The sequence below is a fragment of the Thermococcus sp. LS1 genome (genome assembly GCF_012027395.1).
Taxonomy (GTDB): Archaea; Methanobacteriota_B; Thermococci; order Thermococcales; family Thermococcaceae; genus Thermococcus.
In genome coordinates this window covers 195,740-215,027 of sequence record NZ_SNUJ01000001.1, presented here as the reverse complement: position 1 = coordinate 215,027, position 19,288 = coordinate 195,740, and the positions used below count along the sequence as shown (strand labels likewise).

The 19,288-nt window shown below is 53.0% G+C and carries 16 protein-coding genes; 5 read left to right on the top strand and 11 right to left on the bottom strand.

Features of this window, described 5'->3' with window-relative positions:
• Positions 1-15 precede the first annotated feature (15 nt).
• Complete coding sequence (locus E3E26_RS01195) at positions 16-297, top strand: hypothetical protein (RefSeq protein WP_167899551.1); 282 nt, start codon at positions 16-18, stop codon at positions 295-297.
• Here E3E26_RS01195 and thrC read toward each other — a convergent pair.
• From thrC to E3E26_RS01170, 5 genes are read right to left on the bottom strand one after another with little or no spacing between them, the layout of a single operon-like run.
• Positions 281-1,426, bottom strand: a complete 1,146-nt coding sequence (thrC, locus tag E3E26_RS01190; RefSeq protein ID WP_167899550.1) for a threonine synthase — start codon at positions 1,424-1,426, stop codon at positions 281-283. The genes E3E26_RS01195 and thrC overlap by 17 nt on opposite strands.
• A 7-nt stretch (positions 1,427-1,433) precedes the next feature.
• Positions 1,434-2,522 carry a hypothetical protein gene (locus tag E3E26_RS01185; protein WP_167899549.1) on the bottom strand — a complete coding sequence of 363 codons (1,089 nt, stop codon included), beginning with the start codon at positions 2,520-2,522 and terminating at the stop codon, positions 1,434-1,436.
• A 38-nt stretch (positions 2,523-2,560) separates the two neighbouring features.
• On the bottom strand, positions 2,561-3,163 hold the full coding sequence (psmB, locus tag E3E26_RS01180; RefSeq protein WP_167899548.1) for an archaeal proteasome endopeptidase complex subunit beta: 603 nt from the start codon (positions 3,161-3,163) through the stop codon (positions 2,561-2,563).
• 46 nt (positions 3,164-3,209) lie between these two features.
• Entirely contained in the window at positions 3,210-3,923 is a 714-nt protein-coding gene (locus E3E26_RS01175) for an ABC transporter ATP-binding protein (RefSeq protein ID WP_206204322.1), read from the bottom strand.
• A complete protein-coding gene (locus E3E26_RS01170) occupies positions 3,923-4,939 on the bottom strand; it encodes an iron ABC transporter permease (protein ID WP_167899546.1) in 1,017 nt (338 codons plus the stop codon). Before E3E26_RS01170 ends, E3E26_RS01175 begins: the two co-directional genes overlap by 1 nt.
• An 84-nt stretch (positions 4,940-5,023) precedes the next feature.
• Here E3E26_RS01170 and E3E26_RS01165 point away from each other — a divergent pair, with 84 nt between their 5' ends.
• Complete coding sequence (locus tag E3E26_RS01165) at positions 5,024-6,967, top strand: hypothetical protein (RefSeq protein WP_206204297.1); 1,944 nt, start codon at positions 5,024-5,026, stop codon at positions 6,965-6,967.
• Between the two features lie 738 nt (positions 6,968-7,705).
• Here the strand turns inward: E3E26_RS01165 and nurA are convergent.
• From nurA to herA, 4 genes are read right to left on the bottom strand one after another with little or no spacing between them, the layout of a single operon-like run.
• Positions 7,706-9,040, bottom strand: coding sequence for a DNA double-strand break repair nuclease NurA (nurA, locus tag E3E26_RS01160; protein ID WP_167899545.1), 1,335 nt, complete (start codon positions 9,038-9,040; stop codon positions 7,706-7,708).
• On the bottom strand, positions 9,033-11,687 hold the full coding sequence (gene rad50, locus E3E26_RS01155) for a DNA double-strand break repair ATPase Rad50 (protein ID WP_167899544.1): 2,655 nt from the start codon (positions 11,685-11,687) through the stop codon (positions 9,033-9,035). The genes nurA and rad50 overlap by 8 nt, the downstream gene beginning before the upstream one ends.
• A complete protein-coding gene (gene mre11 / locus E3E26_RS01150; RefSeq protein WP_167899543.1) occupies positions 11,684-13,054 on the bottom strand; it encodes a DNA double-strand break repair protein Mre11 in 1,371 nt (456 codons plus the stop codon). The genes rad50 and mre11 overlap by 4 nt, the downstream gene beginning before the upstream one ends.
• A 9-nt stretch (positions 13,055-13,063) precedes the next feature.
• The gene (herA, locus tag E3E26_RS01145; RefSeq protein ID WP_167899542.1) at positions 13,064-14,824 is read right to left on the bottom strand and encodes a DNA double-strand break repair helicase HerA; all 1,761 of its coding nucleotides are present in this window, start codon (positions 14,822-14,824) and stop codon (positions 13,064-13,066) included.
• Between the two features lie 256 nt (positions 14,825-15,080).
• Here herA and E3E26_RS01140 point away from each other — a divergent pair, with 256 nt between their 5' ends.
• The 3 genes from E3E26_RS01140 (at position 15,081) to endA (ending at position 17,706) form a co-directional block, all read left to right on the top strand.
• Positions 15,081-16,595: a protein cytosolic protein gene (locus E3E26_RS01140; protein ID WP_240911614.1), complete on the top strand. Its 1,515-nt coding sequence runs from the start codon at positions 15,081-15,083 to the stop codon at positions 16,593-16,595.
• 95 nt (positions 16,596-16,690) lie between these two features.
• Positions 16,691-17,194 carry a ribosomal protein S18-alanine N-acetyltransferase gene (gene rimI / locus E3E26_RS01135; protein WP_167899541.1) on the top strand — a complete coding sequence of 168 codons (504 nt, stop codon included), beginning with the start codon at positions 16,691-16,693 and terminating at the stop codon, positions 17,192-17,194.
• Positions 17,191-17,706 carry a tRNA-intron lyase gene (endA, locus tag E3E26_RS01130; protein WP_167899540.1) on the top strand — a complete coding sequence of 172 codons (516 nt, stop codon included), beginning with the start codon at positions 17,191-17,193 and terminating at the stop codon, positions 17,704-17,706. Before rimI ends, endA begins: the two co-directional genes overlap by 4 nt.
• Before the next feature lie 17 nt (positions 17,707-17,723).
• Here endA and E3E26_RS11110 read toward each other — a convergent pair whose 3' ends face one another.
• Positions 17,724-18,356, bottom strand: a complete 633-nt coding sequence (locus E3E26_RS11110) for a hypothetical protein (protein WP_240911613.1) — start codon at positions 18,354-18,356, stop codon at positions 17,724-17,726.
• A complete protein-coding gene (locus tag E3E26_RS11105; protein ID WP_240911612.1) occupies positions 18,299-19,153 on the bottom strand; it encodes a hypothetical protein in 855 nt (284 codons plus the stop codon). The genes E3E26_RS11110 and E3E26_RS11105 overlap by 58 nt, the downstream gene beginning before the upstream one ends.
• Positions 19,154-19,288 lie beyond the last annotated feature (135 nt).

Here is a 19,288-nt window from a genome sequence, read left to right as displayed (position 1 = left end):
CGTTGTAAATGTCTGGTGGGCGGTGTGGACTTCGACCTCTTCATGGAACGCTATGGTTACAAGTTACTGCTTTGGCTCATGATGACGGTAAGTCTCTCCATAATAGCCGGAGTACTCTTCTTCTGGGGCTACTTTACGAACGGTATTGCAACCATAGCTGTTGGCGTCTACAGTGGAATACTTGTGGTTCTGAGAAAGATGTATACAATCCTGTTTGGCGAGGATCCAAGAAAGCTCGAAGACACTGGGGAGAGCAACAGAAGAATGGGGAGAAGGTTCTTCATGAACCGCTTCTGAGGCAGGTTTCGAGCTTTTCAAGTGGGCACTCTCTAATGTCCCTCGCACTGATTTGGTTGAGCGTTTTGAGTCCTGCCCCGGTTAGTACCGAGACGACCTTTGAGCCTTCCGGTATTTTTCCACTCTCCCGGAGCTTTTTGAGGGCGGTTATTCCCGTTGCACTCGCCGGCTGGACGAAGAAGCCTTCTCCAGCGAGTTTCTTTTGTGCCTCCAGAATCTCTTCGTCGCTAACAGTCACGCACTTTCCGCCCAGCTCACGGAGGAGCTTAAGGACGACGTTCCCGCTTGGGGGATAAGGATTCTCTATGGCATGGGCTATCGTCCGTGGAGTCTCAAAGCGCTCTATCCTCTCTTTCCCTTCAGAGAAAGCCCTGCATATAGGCGAGCAGCCCTCTGCCTGAACCGCTACGAGCGTTGGGACCTTATCAATCAGCCCGCTCGCGAAGAGCTCGAGGAAGCCCTTTGCTATTCCTCTGAAAAGTCCGCCAGATGAGGTCGGAATCAGAACGTAGTCGGGCGTTAGCTCCTCGGCGATTTCGAAGGTGATGCTCTTATACCCCTCCACTCTGAAGGGGTTGTCCGAGTTCATGAAATAGATGCCGAGCCTCTCTCCGAGTTCCAGACTCTCGAAGTAGAGCCTTCCGTAGTCGCCCATTACTCTTATCACGTCGGCTCCATAGACGGATACGGCCTTGAGCTTCTCATCGCTCGCGCTCCCTGAGACGAGTATCTTGGCTTTCAGGCCCGCTCTTGCGGCGTAGGCTGCAACGCTCGCCGCCATGTTGCCGGTCGATACAGTCCCAACGGCTTTGTAGCCGACCTTAACCGCGTAGCTCATCGCCAAAAACGTCCCCCTATCCTTGAAGCTCCACGTTGGATTGGCTGTCTCGTTCTTGAGGTAGAGCTTTACGCCGAGCTCTTTGCCGAGCTTCGACCTAATCAGCGGAGTATCCCCCTCGCCGAGGCTCAGTTCGAGGTTTGGCTCGACCGGCCAGAAGTCGTAAAAGCGCTCCCAGACACTCTTTGCTATGTACGGCTCGCCGTGGAAGAGCTCGAACTCAACGGGCTCGCCGCACTCACACCTCTGAACCGGTTCGGTGTATTCCTTCCCGCACATTGGACACTTCATCTTCACACTACTCCCTCCTCTCGGCGATGAAGAGAACGGAATCTCCCTCAACCCTTATCGTGTAGTTCGCATAGGTGTTGCCTTTGGCCAGCTTCTCGAGGGCCTCTCCAAAGGCTTTCGCGCTCTCCTCGTTGGAGAAGACTACCTTCCACTGGAGAAGATAGCTGCTTGCGTTTTGAGTCAAAAGCAGTCTGTCGCCGCGCCAGGCCGAGGAAATACTCCACGCAGTCTCATTGTCATAGCCGTGGTTTCTCAGAAGGATGTAAACGTAGAACTCGCCCATCCTGTCGTTCCTCAGAACCCGGGAGTTCTCCGGGATGCTCAGCGTGACGTTTACCGGCGCGACGTTCTCGATGTAGAGCTCCGGGTGCATAACCTGCTGGGTTGAGATAGGATAGCGGCTGTAGGCTTCATTCACAAGCTCCCAGCCGCCTTTCTTGTAGAGGTACCTCACGAACCTGTCGCCAAAGACGTAGGAGAATATGTTGATGTCCGTGAGGGGATTCCCGCTCAGGGAACGTATCTTGTGGATTGGAATCCCGTTCCTCTCGCAGTAGAGATCCGCCACGAGATCGGCGTCGCCCTCAATGAGCGCCCGTACAGCCAGAGTTGCATCGAAAGTGTCGGCACTGTATTTGGCGTCGAACCACTGCTTCTGGAGGACGTGAACCGACTCGTGGGCTATCGTTCTCTTTGCGACGTCGAGGTTGGCCATGAAGTTCTCCTGAATGATGTATATCCTGTCTCCCATTGTTGCCGCTATCCAGTTGGCGCTCCTTTCGGTCTCTTCCTTGATGTACTGGTAATCTGGAGGGAGCATCAGCGTCATCTTGTAAGTGAGCTCCTCGATTTTCATCCTCTCCACGTCGGCCTTGGAGGGTTTCCACATAGCGAGGGCCTCGCTCTTGGTGATCACTATTATCTGGGGCATCTCCTTGAAGGTGAGGTTCCTTATCTCCTGAACCTGGTCGAGGATTTCGTTTACCTGCTCGAGAACGATGTTGGGAGTAACAGTGACCCTTTCGGCCCCGTAGAGTGCAAGAATGAGGAGTAGGATGAGTGTTATTGATACGAGTCGTTGAGTCCTATCGTTCATGTGACCAGCTCGAAAAGGGAATTAAAAAGAGCTTTGGTTCAATCCTTGAACTCGACGAACTCCTCCGTTATGCCGTCCTTGGTTATGACGACGACCTGGACTTTTCTGCTTCCCGTGTAAACGTCCCTCTTTCCAGCGGTTCTTACCGCTCTAACGGCAAGCTCCTTGGCCTCTTCAATGCTCATGTCCTTTTTGTAGCTGTCTTCGAGGACGGCTATCGCGAAGGGGCTTCCTGAACCCGTCGCCGTGTAGTCGTCGAATATCAGTCCGCCGAGCGGATCGAGGTTGGCTAAAGTCGGCTCCTCAACGTAGCCGCCGAGGATTATCTGAACCAGGTATGGGAACCACTTGTTCTCGTTGAGGATGTTGCTCAGCAGGTTGGCCATTGCCTTCGTGCTCATTGGCCTGCCCCACGTGAACTGGTAATAGCGCGCCTCTGCCTCGAGCATTCTCGCCAAAGCCTGAACGTCGCCGACGCTCCCGGCGGTAGTTATGGCTATCCTGTCGGTGATCGGGATTATCTTCCTGATGTTGAGCGTTTCGACCATGTGGTCGAGCGAGGCCTGAGTATCGGCCGCGAGGACGACACCGTCCTTGGCCTTTATTCCTACGGTGGTGGTGCCGGTCTTCTTCGTTTCCATTCTCTCACCCCTAACGTCTCTTCTCGTGGTAGGTTTTAAACCTTTGCTAGATGCTTGCGAGAAGGACTCTGTGCCCATCAACCTCGACGATTCTGGCGCTTATTCCGTAAACTTCCTCCACAACTCTCGGGCTCAGCTCTTCGGGCTTTCCCTCCCAGCGCTTCTTTCCTCTGTGGAGGAGAATCAGTCTGTCAGCGTAGCGGAGCGCTAAATTCAGGTCATGGAGAACCGCTATTACAATCTTCTCATTGCTCAGCTCGCGGAGGAGCTCCATTACATGAAGTGCATGGTTGATATCGAGGTGGGAAGTCGGTTCGTCGAGGAGGATAACGTCGCTGCCTTGGGCCAGAGCCCTCGCTATCAAGGCGAGCTGGTACTCACCACCGCTCAAGTTGGTTATCTGCTCCTTTCTGCGTTCCCACAGGCCCACCTTCTTCAAAGCTCCCTCGACGTCGCCCCTGGTCGCGTAGGTTCCGAGCTCGACGAACTCCTCTATCGTGAAGGCAAACTCCGGATAGGAGCTCTGGGGCACATAGGTTATCAGCTTCGCTCTTTCCTTGGGCTTGAGGGAGAGGACATCAATCCCGTTGAGCTTTACGTGGCCGATGGGCTTGAGTATTCCCACCAGGGACTTCAGGAGTGTTGATTTTCCCGCCCCGTTGGGACCGATTATCGCGAGCAGCTCACCCTTATCCGCCTTAAACTCGACGTTCTTCAGAACCTCCCTCTCGCCGTAAGAGAAGGAAACGCTCACCTCCATCATGAGTACAGCTCCCCCCTTTTGTGCTTCATCAGGAGGTAGAGGAAGAATGGTGCCCCCATCAGGGCGGTGATTATTCCCACTGGAAGCTCGGTTGGCTTCGCCACGGTTCTTGCGAGAAGGTCAGCCATTACCAGAAGGGCTCCGCCGAAGAGTGCCGACGCCGGAGTGAGCTCCCTGTGGTTGGGGCCGAGAATGATGCGGATTACGTGGGGGCTGACGAGGCCGACGAAGCCAATTATTCCGGCAGTGGAGACGGCAAAGGCAGTTAGAAGAGCTATAACTCCGATGAACAGCTTTCTGTAAAGATGCACGTCCAGGCCGAGCGCTATGCTTTCCTCGCCGAAGAGTATTAGATTCAGCTCGCGCCACCTCGAGAGGAGGAATCCAACCCCAAACAGGGCGATGATGAACATCTCTCCCACGTCGCCCCAGTCAGAGCCGTTGAAGGTCCCCATGAGCCACATCCACGTCACGTGGGCCTTTTCCCCCTGGCTTATGACAAGGTACCATGTTATCGCACTCGCTAAGAAGCCGTAGGCTATGCCAGCCAGGAGAAGCGTATCGACCGGGATGTGACCGTCAACTTTGGAAACAGAGTAAACGACGAAGACAGAGATGATGGCAAAAACCAGTGCAAAAGCTCCCATATGCGCCGGCGCGTATATAGCGGCAAGTGCGGCTCCTATTCCGGCACCAGCGCTTACGCCTATTATGTACGGGTCAGCTAGAGGGTTCTTGAAAAGTGCCTGGGAAGCGACTCCAGCCGAGGCCAGACTCATCCCGACGAGGTAAGCCAGCAGAACTCTGGGCAGGCGGAGCTTCCAGATGATGATGAAGTACTTTGGCTCCTCCCCCGTCTCAATCGAAGGGAATAATCGTGCGAGGGCCGATTTTATCCCGTAAGATATGCTCCCAGTGACGTCGGAAGGACTCACGTTTACCGAGCCGATGTAAACGCCCAGGAAGCAGGCGATAATGGAGAGGGTTATCAGCGCGGGGAGCCACTTCTTCATGGCCGTGGATTATTTGTCCACCCGTTTAAAGCTTTCGGGCTAAGTATAAATAGTTCGGACGCGATATTCTATAGGGTGATCATGATGACAAACAGGCTCCTTGCGGTTTTTACGGCACTGCTGCTGCTCGGTGCCCTTTTACCGTCCGCATCTTCTGTGGTCATAGTTACAGGTCCGCGTCCGCCCCTCATAATTGTGGGCAATATCCCCAGTAACTTCGTCGTTGGTCCTTATGAGGAGTACACCGTATACTTCTACGTGGCGGACGACTTTGGACTTGGAGACGTCAGGGCCTACTACCGGGTAAATGGGGGTGAATGGCGGCCGGCATACGCCAAAACAGCGGCGGCTGGCGAGAACTGGTCAATCTACCAGTCGATAATAAATCGTTTCTACGGCGAGACTCAGAACTTCTACGTCTTCTACCGTAAGTTCAACATTCCCGGTGCGGCTCCTGGGACAAGGATAGACTTCAAGATTGAGGCCACCGACGTTGAGGGCCACACTTCGGTGAGCCCTGTGTATACCTACTACGTCACCAATCCCGCTGGGCCGAAGGTTCTGATAGTCGATCCCTCCGTTGAGGCGATGGCCTTTGAGCGCTCTCTGGATTCCCTGATGCTTCAGTTCAACCTCTCCAGGGAGTTTTATTACTACAATCTCTCTGACTTCGAGGCCATAGCTGAGCCACTCACCAAGCTGAAGGCGTGGATGTTCACGGAGCATCGCTGGGAGGCCCTTGCGGGGGAGTACAACATCAAGATAGTTTCCCCCGATGAGCTAACTGAGGCGCTCAATGAGTTCAAGCCCGAAGTTGTGATCCTGTCCAACCTGTGGCTTCCTGAATGGGGTCTCTCAGTGGAGCAGATGGCCGAGCTGGAGAACTACCTTGAGGTCAATCATGCAGGATTGATAGTCACCGCGGGCACGCTCTTTGATGCCACCAACCCCCAGCACGTTGGGGACATTGATGGTAGCCCGAGCATAGCCAGGATGGTCGGTCTGGAACTTCTTCCCGTGGCAGAAAGTGCCAGAAGTGCTCTCAATCTCACCAGTGTCCCGGTTATAATCTCCCACATTAACACGGGCTACTCCCTTATCCTTTCGGAGAAGGAGCCCTTCGCGGGAGGCAGGGTTGATGCTAACGTCTATTCCACGGCCGGCTGGCAGTACATCCTCCCATCCGTTCAGTTTGGGATAGCCAAGAGGAGCGTTATACGCTTTGCCAGCGAGAACGGTCTGAGGATGCGGGAGATGGGGGACGTCGTTAAAAGCTTCACGGGGCTTCAGTTCAACTTTTCTATGGCAGCTTCCCTCTCACTCGCCGAAGCCATCGGCCAGATGAGGGTCTCTGACGATGGCGTTTCACTGAGATTTGGCAACTCCTCAGCGGAGCTCACCCCGGACAGAAGGGTTCTCGAGCGCATAAGACTCCTCCATAGCATCAGGGAATACGTGCCCATGCTACTCGCTCGCACGGAGGACTACAGCGGCGGGATACTCGCGAGGGAAGGTGATTACAGAGCAGTTTACATCTCCCTTGAACTAGAAGCCGGCGGAGAGGAGGAACTCGCTATCCTCAAGAATCTAATCGACTGGACGCTTGACTACGAACCGCCCCAGATGCCTGAGGTGGTCATACTCTCAAACGACATCGACTGGGGCATAAGGGGCACTCTGCTGGCCTCTCAGCTAGAGGCTCTTGGCTTCTCCGTTAGGCGCGTCACTGCCGACGAATTTGAGACCTACAAGCGGGGCAGAATAATAGTCATCCTTGGCGGTCCGGAGGCCTACGACGGCGTTGGCTCTTACGTACAGCAGGCTCTAAGCTTGGAGGAGCAGAACGCGATAATAAACGGCGAGGCCGGGATGTTCATCAAGACCGACGTCTGGGCCGAGGGACAGGTCGTCATCGTCTTGGCCGGACAGGACAGATGGGGAACGAGTAGAAAAATAAAGGCCTACCTGGAGGGTCTGGATCTGGCTTACGCCGAGCTGCTTGCGGAGTTCAGCGCGGCGGTTTCCTGAGGTGTTTGATTTTTCTTTTTGATTTTCTTTAGATAGCCTTTCTTTTTCAACCATCCCTTTACGTCGTCTGCCAGCCACTCGATGGGCACAAGTGAGCCTTCTTCGTAGTCTCTCAACGTCATCGTTCCCGTATTCTTCCACGAGCTTTCTCAGGTACTCTCCAAACTCTTTCCGTTCACGCAGATACTGTTCACAGACGACGACTATCATTAAGTAGAAGCGCCTCATGAACCAGGGCTTGTCCTTGGGCTCGCTGCTCTCCCGCATATACTTCAGATAGGGTCTAATAGCTATGAAGGAGCGGACGACTAGTCCTCCGAACTCCTCCTGTATGAACTCCTCGTCGAGGAATCCCTTGTAGACATAGTAGCCAACCTTGTTGAAGGCAATACTAACGAAGCGCACCTTTCTCCAGTTTTCATCTCTCTCTTCTCCGCTGAAAACTTCCTCAGGTCTTTTCCCATTTTTTGCCCATTCTGAGATTACATTCAGATCAGCCTTGATGTCATTGCTCAGGAAGTCGTAAGCCTTGTTGAGGGCCTCAAAGCGAAGTTGCCGGAGGGTCAGGTCAAGCTGGTATATCGTCACCGCCATTATAACCGTGGCTATGGTAGTTATCGCTGTTAGGACAAGGCTAGTGGCGTTTAGGTCTTTCACAGTTATCCATGTCGCCATTGAAACGAGGATTATTATAATGGCTGAAATAGCGGCCACTATCTTCACGTTTTTCATAATCAATCACTCCAGCGGGCTCCTTCCGTACTTCAGGAAGACCCTCAGCTCCGGCGATTCCCTCTTTATTATGTTGAGCAGGGCCGCGAGCTCGGCCTCGAAGGCCTTCTTCTCTATCTTTACTCCCTCATGCGCCCTCTGAAGGGGTCTGAAGTAGCCGTTGCTCTCGTGCCAGAGGATTTCGCTCAAAAGCTCATCGTTAATTTCCCTGTTGCTCTGGAGCAGGTATATAACGCCGCCCTTCATGGTTCTGATGTAGGCCATTGCCACACCGTTCTCGATGTAGTGCTCGACGGTGGGGAAGTGCTTCCTCAGAACCTTTGGCATCCTGTGGCTTATCGCCTTTCCTCCCTGCGTTATGACGTAGTATCCTGCCCGCTCCTCTCCAAAGCGGCTCCTGAGGTAGGCGTCGAGATAGGGGACGTCCACGATGTCTATGCCGAGCTTTTGAGTTATCTTCCTGTTGTAGAAGCTCTTGGCGATGTAGACGAGATTCTTCTTGAGCAGCTTCTCGAGGGAGTAGAGGTACTCAAGGTATCCAAGGACGACATGGACGGCATTTCTGGCGTCGTCAAGGGACAGCTTTTTCTCCTCTCCGTACTCATTCAGAATCTCCTGGAATATTTCTTCAGCGCTCTTCTCGCCCTTGAGGTATGCATCGAGGGTCTTTCCGGATATCCTGACCCCTCTGTTAGGCAGGGTTGCCGCTAGGTCTCTAACCGGAAATCCCTCCATCGCCTTGTAGAACTCCTCAAAGTCATCAAGCTTCTCATCGGCGAGAATCACTCTCCCGTTGATTTTCCCGTGTTCCTCCAGCCCCTCTTTGAGCTCCGAATAGTGCTCGTCGAGCATCCCTATGAACTTCTTCACGAGGTCTTCGAGGCCTTTCTCCTCGAGAGCGCCCCTTATCGTAGTTATCCCCTTCACACTCTCCGGATAAACCGGAGGCCTCGTGAGCGAGCCGGTAAGCGTACCGTCCATCATGACGTAGTCAACGTTTCCAATCTTTGCCGCGAGGTAGCCGAGCTTGTTCTCAAGGGTTTCCATCTGGAGGCGGATAATCTGGTCCGATATGCCCTGGTTGTATAGCATCGCGTTGGTATAGACGAGTCTGTATGCCGGACCGTTTCCGAATGCATAAGAAGAAACGGCGTAGAATATCGTCCCGCTGAGCCTTTGCTTGCCCTGGCTTCCGTCGACGGCATAAACCCTGCTCTTGACCCGCTCCTCGGGAAGCTCACGCCACTCTATATCCTTCAGCTTGCTCTGTGCCTCCGCGTAGCCCCTCTGGAGCATCGCCTTTATCCTGTCGACGCTCGCTCTGTCTATGAGCCTATACACTCAGCTCCACCTCCCTCACGCTCGAAACGCCGTTCTCGAGGCTTACCCGTATCACCCTGTCGGCCGCGTCCTTCAGCTCTTCGTCATGGGAAACCACGATGACCTGCGGAATCTTTCTGAGGTAGCGCTGCATTATGTCAACAAGCCTTCTCCTTCTCTCGTCGTCGAGGTAGGGAGTTGGCTCGTCGAGTATAAGCAGGCTTATTTCTCCAGCCAGGTAGAGTGAGAGGGCAAGCCTGAACGCCAGACCGAGGGCAATCCTCTCGCCACCGCTGAGGAAGCCGAGGCCGTATTCCTTTCCATTGTAGATGACGCCCAGTTTCACCTTGTTCTCCTCAGCCTTGACGGTAACTCCGGAGTACTTCTCCTCCGTCAGTTCTTCGAATATCTCACTTGCCAGCTCACCGACCTTGGCCAAGGCCCCCTCCTTCAGCATGGCTTTGTAGCGTCTCACTTTCTCCCTGAGGTTCTGCACTCTCTCCCGGGCCTTCTTCAGGTTCTCGAGCTCTTTGATTTTTTCTTTCCTCCCCTCTTTTTCCTCCTTGAGCTTCTTGAGGTTCTCCATGGTTTCCTCCCGCTTCTTCTCCAGGGCTTCGAGCTGAGCCCTCTTCCCTGCAAGCTCCTCTCTCAATGAGGTGAACCTCTCTCTGATCCCGGCGTGCTCCTCCGGGCTGTAGAGCTTCTCCTTCTCCTTAAGCCTCTTCCTCAGCTCCTCGAGGGAAGAGAACTCTCCCTGGAGCTTCTCTCTTGCATCTTCCAGCTCTTCCTCCGTCCGTTTGAGGCGCTTCTTTTCTCTCTCAAGCTCACTTTCCGCCCCTTTAAGCTCCAGATACCTCCTGTATGTCGGCTCAAGCTCCGAGAGCTTCTCGTCGAGTTCCTTAATGTCAGAGAAGCCGAGTTCTCCGAGTTTCTTCTCGAGTTCGGCGAGCTTTTCCTCGATGCTCTTCAGCTTCTTCTCGAGAACTGCCTTCTTTTTCTCGAGGGCTTTGGCCTTTTCAAGCTCGTCCTTCAGGCTTTTGAGCTCACCTTCGATCTTTCCAAGCTCCCCCTTCAGGTTCTCGTAGTCTTCTGCCTTTTTCTCGAGCTTCTTGAGGTCGTAGGACTTGAGCTTCTCCTCGAGCTCCTTTATTTGCTCGAGGAGCTCCCTCTGGGTTATCAGCTCGCGCTCCCTCTTGAGAACCCCCTCGACTTTCACGAGCTCCCGTCTGAGCTTTCTCTCTTGCGAGTCGAGCTCCTTAATCTCCTTGGAGACATCCTTAACTTCGGCTAAGTACTTCTCCATCAGCTCCTTCCTGTGCTCCTCTGTCAGCTCCCTGTTGCAGACCGGGCACTTGCCTTTGGCCTTTTTGAGCTCCATGATGGCCTTGTTCCTCTCGCTGACCCTGTTCTTCAGCTCTCCCCTCTTCTCGTTTATCTCCTCGAGCTCCCTTTGGATTTCTTCCTTCCTCTTTTTGGCGGTCTCAATCTCTGCGGCTAGCCTCTCAATCTCTTCTGGCTCGAGCTTGAGCCTCATTCTCAGCCGATCTAGGTTGGTCTTCAGGGTTTTGGCCTCTTCGTAGGCCTTAACGCTCTCCTCGAGTTCAGCGAGCTTTTTCTTGAGCTCTTCCCTCTTCTTCTCCAGCTCTCCGAGGCGATTCTTCATCTCACTAAGCTCGGCCAGGCGCTCCTCTATGCCTGAAATCTGCGCCCTGTAGTTCTCGGCGAGCTTCTCTCCATTCGCCTTTTCATCAACATACTGCTTCCTGAACTCCACCAGCTTGAGATAGAGCTCGGCGCTTCCCTTAAGCTTGTTGGACTCCCTAACCTTCTCTTCCAGCTCCCTGAGGCGGCTCCGGCTCTCTTCGATTCTCTTCTCCAGCTCCTGGAGCTTTGCTTCGAGGGCCTTTACGTTCCCTTCCTTCTTCCTGGTCTCGAGTTGGAGAGCGTTGATTTCTTCGGCGAGGGCGTCGAGATCCCTGAGCCTCTTTTCAACGCCTTCCAGCTCCTTTCTCAGCTTTGGAATCTCGGGCGAGAGCTCATTTATGACCTTGAGGGTCTCGGCCAGCTCCTTCTCCATGTCTCCAATCAGTTCGTCTATGTTCTCCGTGCTCTTGAGGTAGTCCTCTATCGCCCTTATCCTTGCGTCTATCTCCTTCCTTACCTCGAGCAGGTTCTTGTAGGCGTTCTCGTACCTGTCGAGGCCGAGAACCTGCCTGACAACTTTCTCCCTGCTCTCGTCGCTCTCGAGGATGGCGTCTATCTCACCCTGTCTTATGTAAATCGCGTTGAGGAAGACGTCGTAGGGGACGAGCTTCTCCATCCAGTCCCTTACCTGCTTCTGGCCGCTCTCCAATCCCCTCCAGCTGCTTCCGTCGTGGTACTTGACGAAAGAAAGTCCGCGCGTTATGTTGCGGTGTATCTGGTACTTGACGCCGTCCTTCTCGAAGAAGACTGTGATTTCAGTCGCGGTGCCGCCTATCCTCAGGAAGTCATCCTTCTTCAAGTCCCTCGGCTTGCTCGGCCAGTAGAGGCCTATCAGGAGTGCGTCCAACAGGGAGCTCTTTCCGCTCCCGTTCTGGCCAATTATGAGGTTTATCCCACTCGTGAAGGTTACCTTCGTGAGCTTGTGGGAGCGGAAGTCCTTGATTATGAGCTTCTCTATCTTCATCTCCCACCACCGAGCCAGGCTAAGAGGTCAGAACCCTTCTTAGGCTTGACTTTTGCTTTGGTCTCCTCTTTCTTCTCCACTTTTTCGAGCTTTTTGGCTTCTCTTTTCTCTGAAATTTCATCTTTCTCTGTCGATTTTTCTTCGTCTTTCAGCTTCTCTTCGGGCTTTTCTTTCGGTGTGTTCTTGAGTTTCTCGTCCCATCCCTCGCCGAGGAAGAGCTCAACGACAGCCTCAACAGCCTCAAACTTTTTCTCGCCCGTCAGCTCTATAGCTTTCAGCTCGACCGGGAGGAAGTACTCGCTTGGCTTGGGCAGTTCTCCACCTTTAACCGTCTTCAGCTTCCTCTCGAAGCGCGTCCTGATGTAGAGATACTTAACGTCCAGGAGATCACGAAATGTCGAGACATCGAAGGGCCTCTCCCACTTGAGGTCGAGCCTCACAAAGGCCTCGCTCGGGATTTTTGTGCTCAAGCGTTTAATCTCTCTCTTGGCGGTTTCTTCATCTGCCTCTATTCTGATGTCCACGAATGGCCGAACTTTAAGCTCAACGAAGCGCGGTTCGAAGTCCTCCACGATGTAAAAGCCCTTCTCGATTCCAGCCTTTGGCTTGAAGGCTCTACCGTCCCAGCGGTATCTGAGCTCGTAGTCGCCAAAGTCCCAGCGCTGGAGGGAGCCGGGATAGACGACCTTCCCGATGTCGTAGTTGGTCTCGAACCTCCTGTGGATGTGGCCGAGGGCATAGTAGACGTAGCCCTTCGGTAAGTCCTCCATCTTCAGCTCGAAGTAGTCGCGCTGGCTCTCGGGAATGACACCCATCATTCTCTCTATGAGCTCCTTGATGCCCTGATGGAGCATGAGGATTGCATCGCTCTCTGGCTTGAAGATATCACTCAGCTTATTGCGCTCTAACCAGGCGGCGCTCATGTATTTGAGTCCGTGAATCTCGACGCTTTTTCCTCCTCTCTCAAAGACACCCTTGACGAGGTACTTCCCGCCTATCTTCTCGCTCGTCAGGTACTCGTTCTCGACCTTCTCCTCCCTCAGGCCGACGAGGTAAAGGAGGTCGAGGCTTTCGAGGAGGTGATAGGCTGAAATCCTCCTCTGAGTTCTGTCGTGGTTGCCCTCTATGGCGAAGACAGGAATTCCCTTCTCTTTTGGAATGCTTAAGATTTCAATGGCTTCCTTTATGGTCTCGGGGCTTGGCCTGCTCTGGTGGAAGAGGTCGCCGGCGATGAGTATGAAATCGACTTTTTCCTCGACGACTTTCTCTATTGTCTCTCTGAAGGCCTGAGCGAACTCTTCAGCCCTGTACGGCAACCTGTACTGTTCAAAGCCCAAGTGGAGGTCTGCCAGGTGCGCGAACCTCATTCTAACACCTCAGAGGTCTATCTCTATGCCCTCCTCCTCATAGAAGGCCTGTTTCTCCCTTTCCTCCTTCTCCCGAAGCGCCCTTTCGTGCCAGCGAGCGACTACACCTATGTCCTCGCCGCCGTAGTCTCCTCCCAATGCCTTGAAGTTGTGTATCTTGACGAGTGCAGGCAGGCTTATAGCCTGGCCGACTATGACGGCCTCACCCTTGCCGAGTGCTGCGATATCTCCGAGCAGATCGGAGCTCAGCTGTTCGCTCGCCTTGAGAACGTAGTCCTGATCCTTGGGATTAACTATCCTGAGGATGATCTTTGTGTTGGTCTGGCTCAATACGTCTTCGTTGAGCTTGTTGGGTCTCTGGGAGACTATGCCAAGACCAACGCCGAACTTCCTTCCCTCACGTGCTATCCTGCTTAGAATCCTGACGGCGTCGTTGTGCTCCCCCTGAGGTGCAAAGATATGGGCCTCCTCGACTATTATCAGCACGGGCTCCGCTAAAGCTGGGCTCCTCCTCTCGATTTCGCGCATGACCTTCTCGAACTTCTCTATCTCTTCGGCTGTCTTCGAGTTCGGTCTCTCTTTTAGCTCCTCCCTCAGCCTGAAGAGGTTCTTTCTCGCCTGTTCGTAGTCAACGCGAGCCTCGAAGACCTTCCCAAGAAGCTTGCCCACAACGACCTTCATCTGACCCTCGTCAAGAGGGCCGAGGTCGATCACGTTGGCCTTGCCGGGCTCTATCTGGGCTATTAAATCTTCGCTTGTGAGGAGAGAGCCGTAGTTCCTCAGGAAACGCCTAATCCTGTAGACCACTCCGCGAAGCGTTTCGATCCTCTCGCTCTTCAGCTCCTCCGTGATATAGGCCCCTTTGCCCTCATCCCAGAAGTAGGCAGTTCTGTTGGCTATCCAGTCGTTGAGCGTATTCATCAGGACTTCCATGAGCTCCCTTCCACCTAAATCGGGGTTTTCGTACTTAACCGTCTCCCATGCCTTGGCCAGAAACTCCCTCTGTATCGTAGCGTTGCTGGCAACCTCTATGAGGTCGGCCAACTCTTCGCTGTCCATTTCTTCCGGCATTATCTTTGCCTCGATGAGCTTGACGTAGTCCTTCCCGGTCCCCGGGAGCTTCAGCTTGACGTAGTCGCCGTGAGGGTCGAGGACTATCACCGTTCCCCTCAGATCGTTGACTATGCCTCCTATCAGAACAGCAACCGTGTTGGACTTGCCCGCTCCCGTAACGGCCAGAACCGCAAAGTGCCTTGAAACCAGCTCGTCGGCGTCGAGGTAAATCGGCACGTCCTCTCTCAGTAGGAGTGTTCCCACCTCAATGAATCCCTCTCCACCGTAATAAATCGCCTTGAGCAGCTCCGAGCTGGCCTTATAGACGGTGTTGCCGTTTGGAACCGGCACGCGGTTGGGTACTATCTCAGCCTTCTCGCCGTTAAGGAGGACCTTACCGAGCACGCGGACGTTCACTATCAAAGCCTCGTTCTCGCCTATGCTCTCGCCGTACTCCTTTATGTCGAGCTGGAGGGAGTGGAAAGTGCTCTTCCCCTCGCTAAGGAGCCAGTTTATGTTTTTGAGGCCTCTAATCGTACCTATTACCCACTCGACGTCGTCACTCCAGCGGCAGTCTCTCTCTTTCGCCTCCTTGCAGAGCTTGGCGACGACGAAGTCGCCGAACTTCAGATCTACATCTGGCTGAGCGTAGAACTGGAATGAGCTGACAGTGGCTTCACCTGTTACTATTCCAACGGCTTCCTCTTTAATTCGCATAACACCACCTGTCGAGTAGGTTGGTTTTTCCGGGCTATAAGTTTTACTCAACGGGATAGTGGAAGTGGGGAGAATGGCGGCAATCAGCCAGGAATCCGGTCATCATCCCTGGGTCAGGTTCGAGAGTGCTCATCACGCCGGGGTGGCCACCCCGCTTAGAGTTCCCTCAAGCCTTAAAAGCTTTGACGCGTGGTTTATAACTTAGTAATCGAAAATCTTTTATACTTCAAATAGTTTACTGTCGGCGGTGGTGTGAATGAGACGTAGAAAAATTGTTGCGTTAGCTCTTAGCTTACTGGTAATATTGCCTATTCTTTGGGCGATTTTCAGCACGCCGGTTGAGGCGAGCGACTACACGGAGGTTAAGATTGCCTACTATCGAACTCTGCCGTTCAAGGAGCCGGAAGCCAGGATCCTCATTCCGAGCAAAGGCGTGAACACCGTTACCGTCCTTGGAATGCTCCCCAACGGCACGCCGGTTGATCTCGGCACTTACACCGGCAAGGATTCAATCAAGCTGGACTATAGGCGGATTGAGAAATATCTTCAAACCTGGGAGGAACACCTCAGAAAAACCGGGACCGACCCGTCCCTCGTGAATCCGGGAATAGTTCTTCTCGGCACGAGCCACAAAAAAGACGGGCTCAAATATTTTGTGAAGGGCGTGCCCTTGAACCTCAAAGAGGTTCTAAAGGGGAGGAGCTTCAAGGTTTCAGTTGCCAATGACTTTCGCCCCCTGTTCTCCTCCAAAGAGCTTGAGCAGCTAAAGCCCCTTGAGGCGAGTGCAGCCACTGGAAAGACCTCTGGCGTTGATTCCTTCCCGCCCGGCTCCTTCCCGGAGGAGTGCTATCCCGGTCCCTACGGCACGTCGGTCTGCTTTGACTGGGTACTCGAAGAGGTCTACGATACAAAGGACAACACCGTAATACCCCTCGCCGCAGCTTACCTGAACGGTGATGTGAATGAAATTGATGATGTATATTTAAGGGAGCAGTTCATGTCTTCAAGAACCCTGGGGGTTGAGATAGGATTTTCGGCGGTCGCAGCGGTTGACAGGAGCGGTTCGGGGGCAAACTACGAGGCCCAGATAGCCGGGATGGTGTACACACTCAAAGGAACACGTCTGTGGCTTAAGAAAAGTGTTAGATTTAGAGGAGAAGACATAAGGAGGCCGACTGTGGTTGGAATCGGGATAAAGGGAGACATAGCCCTTGCCAAATATCGCTTGTATGGGCCTTATGGACCATTAAAGGCCACGATGTACGTCGTAATGGCTCAACCGGAGATAAGGAATGGGAAGCTGGTTCCCGCGTGGGGCAAGGAGGAAGGGGCACCGTCCAGATACGGTGGGACGTTCAGAAGAGCCATGTACTACATAGAACGCTACTGGAAGCCGAGCTTTACTGTCAAGTCAAGGGATTTCTTTGATGTTAACAACTTTGACGTTTCACAGAGTGTCTCCACGCTACCGCTCTTCAGCATTGCCGCGCCTGTGCTTCCAAAGCTCAACGGCCCGTTGGGAACCGATGTTTATCCGATACTGCTGTCAGCAGGTGTTGGAGTGACCAAATACCGCTCAGAGTATGCCCTCGTTGGAATTACGGTAGGGCTCGAACACAGATACAGAGAAGTCTCTGGCACCTTTTACAAGAGCCCGGTTCGCTTTGGGTATAGTGGAAACGAGTACTGGCTCAGCTCGATGTACGCGGACATTACGGTGCTCCCCCCCATTCAATCCAAGGTGCGACCCACGTACTGGAATTTGCCCTGAAAATGAAGAAAACCCAGAAAGCTAATGTTCCTGCCATATCTTTACCTTTTTTCGGGGAGGCTAAACATTAAAAGCCTTGGCGCGTAGGTTATAACATGAGTGTCTCCGTCCGGGATCTGGGGGGAAGGATTCCCCTCTCGATGGTGGTTATAAGGCCTGCTAAGCTCTTTGACATTCCAGATATAGTTAGGATAGAGCGTGCCTCGTTCCGTGAGCAGTACCCCCGGGGCGTCTTTCTCGTTTTTCTCGAGAACAATCCGGATACGTTTCTTGTCGCGGAGTACAACGGCAGGGTTGTCGGCTACGTCATGGCCTACCTGAGGCCCGACTTGGAAGGCCACATAATGAGCATCGCCGTCGATCCGGCTTACAGGGGCAACGGCATAGGCTCTGCTTTATTGAGTGAGGCTATAGAAAGACTGATAAAGAAGGGCGCGCGCTACATAGGGCTTGAGGTTCGTGTCAGCAACGAAAATGCCATAAAGCTCTACGAGCGCTTCGGCTTTAGAAAGATTAAAAGGATAATAGGCTACTACGCCGACGGCGAGGATGCCTACTACATGCTTATGCCGGCCGACGAGTGGGGTGGGAGGAATTGAAGGAGCCGATAGAGTTCAAGCTCAGCGGTGACAGGGCCTTCAGCGAGAGGGAGAAGGCAATAAATCAGCTCTACAACAAGCGCTATTTCGGCGAGGTCGTCAACGGAAAGCTCTTTCTTTCGCTCATCGAGGCGGCATACCTGATGGAGAGGGGCAAGATAAAGGTTCTTGACGGTGGTAAGGAGCTCTCCTTCGAGGAGCTCTTTGAACTCGGCCGGAAAAAGGACGGCCAGTTCGACATCAAATACCTCGTTTACAAAGACCTGCGCGACAGGGGCTATATCGTCAAGTCGGCCCTTAAGTTCGGCTCCCACTTCAGGGTTTACAGGCGCGGAATGGACGAGCACTCCCAGTGGCTGATATGGGTCGTTCCGGAGAACCTCCGCTTCAGCCCTAACGATATAACGGCTCGCGTGAGAGTTGCCCACGGCGTCAGGAAGAATATGGTGATGGCGGTCGTTGATGAGGACAATGACGTCGTGTACTATAAGATTGAGTGGGTGAAGTTCTGAAAAAAGGAAAGAGATCTTTAGCCTATGATATCGTTGTCAGAGTTCACGCACATGCCTGTTCTTGGATCGCAGGGTGGGGACGGGGACCTGCCGTCGGTTATAACGCCAAACACCAGCGGCACGCTGATCTTCGGCCCACTAGTCCTCACCTTCACCCCCAGAACGCTGTACATTGCGTAGCATCTCTTTTTGGGCTTGACGTCGACGCTGTATTCTGCCATTGAAGCTGCGTTCATGTACTTGTGGAACCCAAACGTCAGGCTGAGCGCGCTGGCCAGTCTTCCAAGGGTGGGATTTATGCCCGCAAGGTACTTTCCGGCGGCATAGCCTATTGGGATGCTCAGGCTGGAGCTCGATGAGAAGACCTCACTTTGAGATTGTCTAACATAGACGGCACTTTTCCAACTCCCAGCACTTATCCACTTCCTTCTCCACTCCGCTTCTTTTGAGATGCTCCAGATGTTGGGGGTTGTGGTGATCCTTGGAGGGTTGTTCCCTTGCGACTCTGTGAAGTAGATGCCCCTTGTAGGAGACTCCCATATCGTGTACTTTCCGGTGCTGTGGATTTTGATTGGGTATGTTTGTGCTATCTCTATGTCCACATACCTCCTCGTGAGCTTGTCGTACGCGGGAACCTTAGCGTGGGCCACAATGTACTCCACCTTGATGTTAAGATACCTCTCCAAGTGTTTGAATTAACTGTTAAGGGCCCTAATGATTGATAGCTTATATCCAGTGCCCAGCCTTCGAAGCGGTGTCCCTTGGATACGCTAAGCACCGTTAAGGGCCCAACGTCAATTCCAATCGTCCAGTAGCTGTAGGTACTCCTGCTGAGCACGAGATCCCAGTCGAAATCTATCTCTTCTGCGACTTTGTTTTCTATTTTTAGTCCCATCACTGAGACCCATTCGTTGAAGGTTTTTGATTTTGCCCTGCTTTCAAAGTACAGGTCCCATTGGGGGTTGAGGCAGTACCTTCCTCCAAAGTCTATCCAGCCCCTTGGACATGAGCCTTTCGCCTGAACCTGATGGGTTCCCTTTAAATCCACGGTCTTTTCGCTTTCGAGCTTGATCCTGCTTGAGGTTATGCTTTTCACTCCCAGCTTTCCGTCCTCTGTAATGTAGAGTATTAGGGGAGTTGGTGGGGCGTAGAAGGCTTTTTCACCCGTTGAGAGTTCTTTGATCCACTTGTGTCTGGGTACTTTGACGAAGGTCGGAAAGAACCCTTCTGCTTTTCCGGTTTTCAGTACTTTAACACTTCCGTTGGGCAGGGGGTAGTAGATGATGTAGTTGCCTGAGCCTTCGATTTTGTAGACATCGTAGCCGAGGATTTGGGTTATCGAGTTTTCATTGTTGGCTAGGTAGTTCAGTGCTCCCACCGTCGTGCTTCCCAACAGTATGAGAAGTATTAGCGCCGCGGCGAGCTTTTTCTTTACCACGTAGCTCACAATCACTACTTAGTTTTTAATATATAAAATTTACTCTCGTTAGCTAAGTCTATTATTAAGTCCAATCTAAAATTCAATTAGCAATCGTATTATGTTGAGATGGATATTTAATCCTGCTCTCAATGACGACTTAAA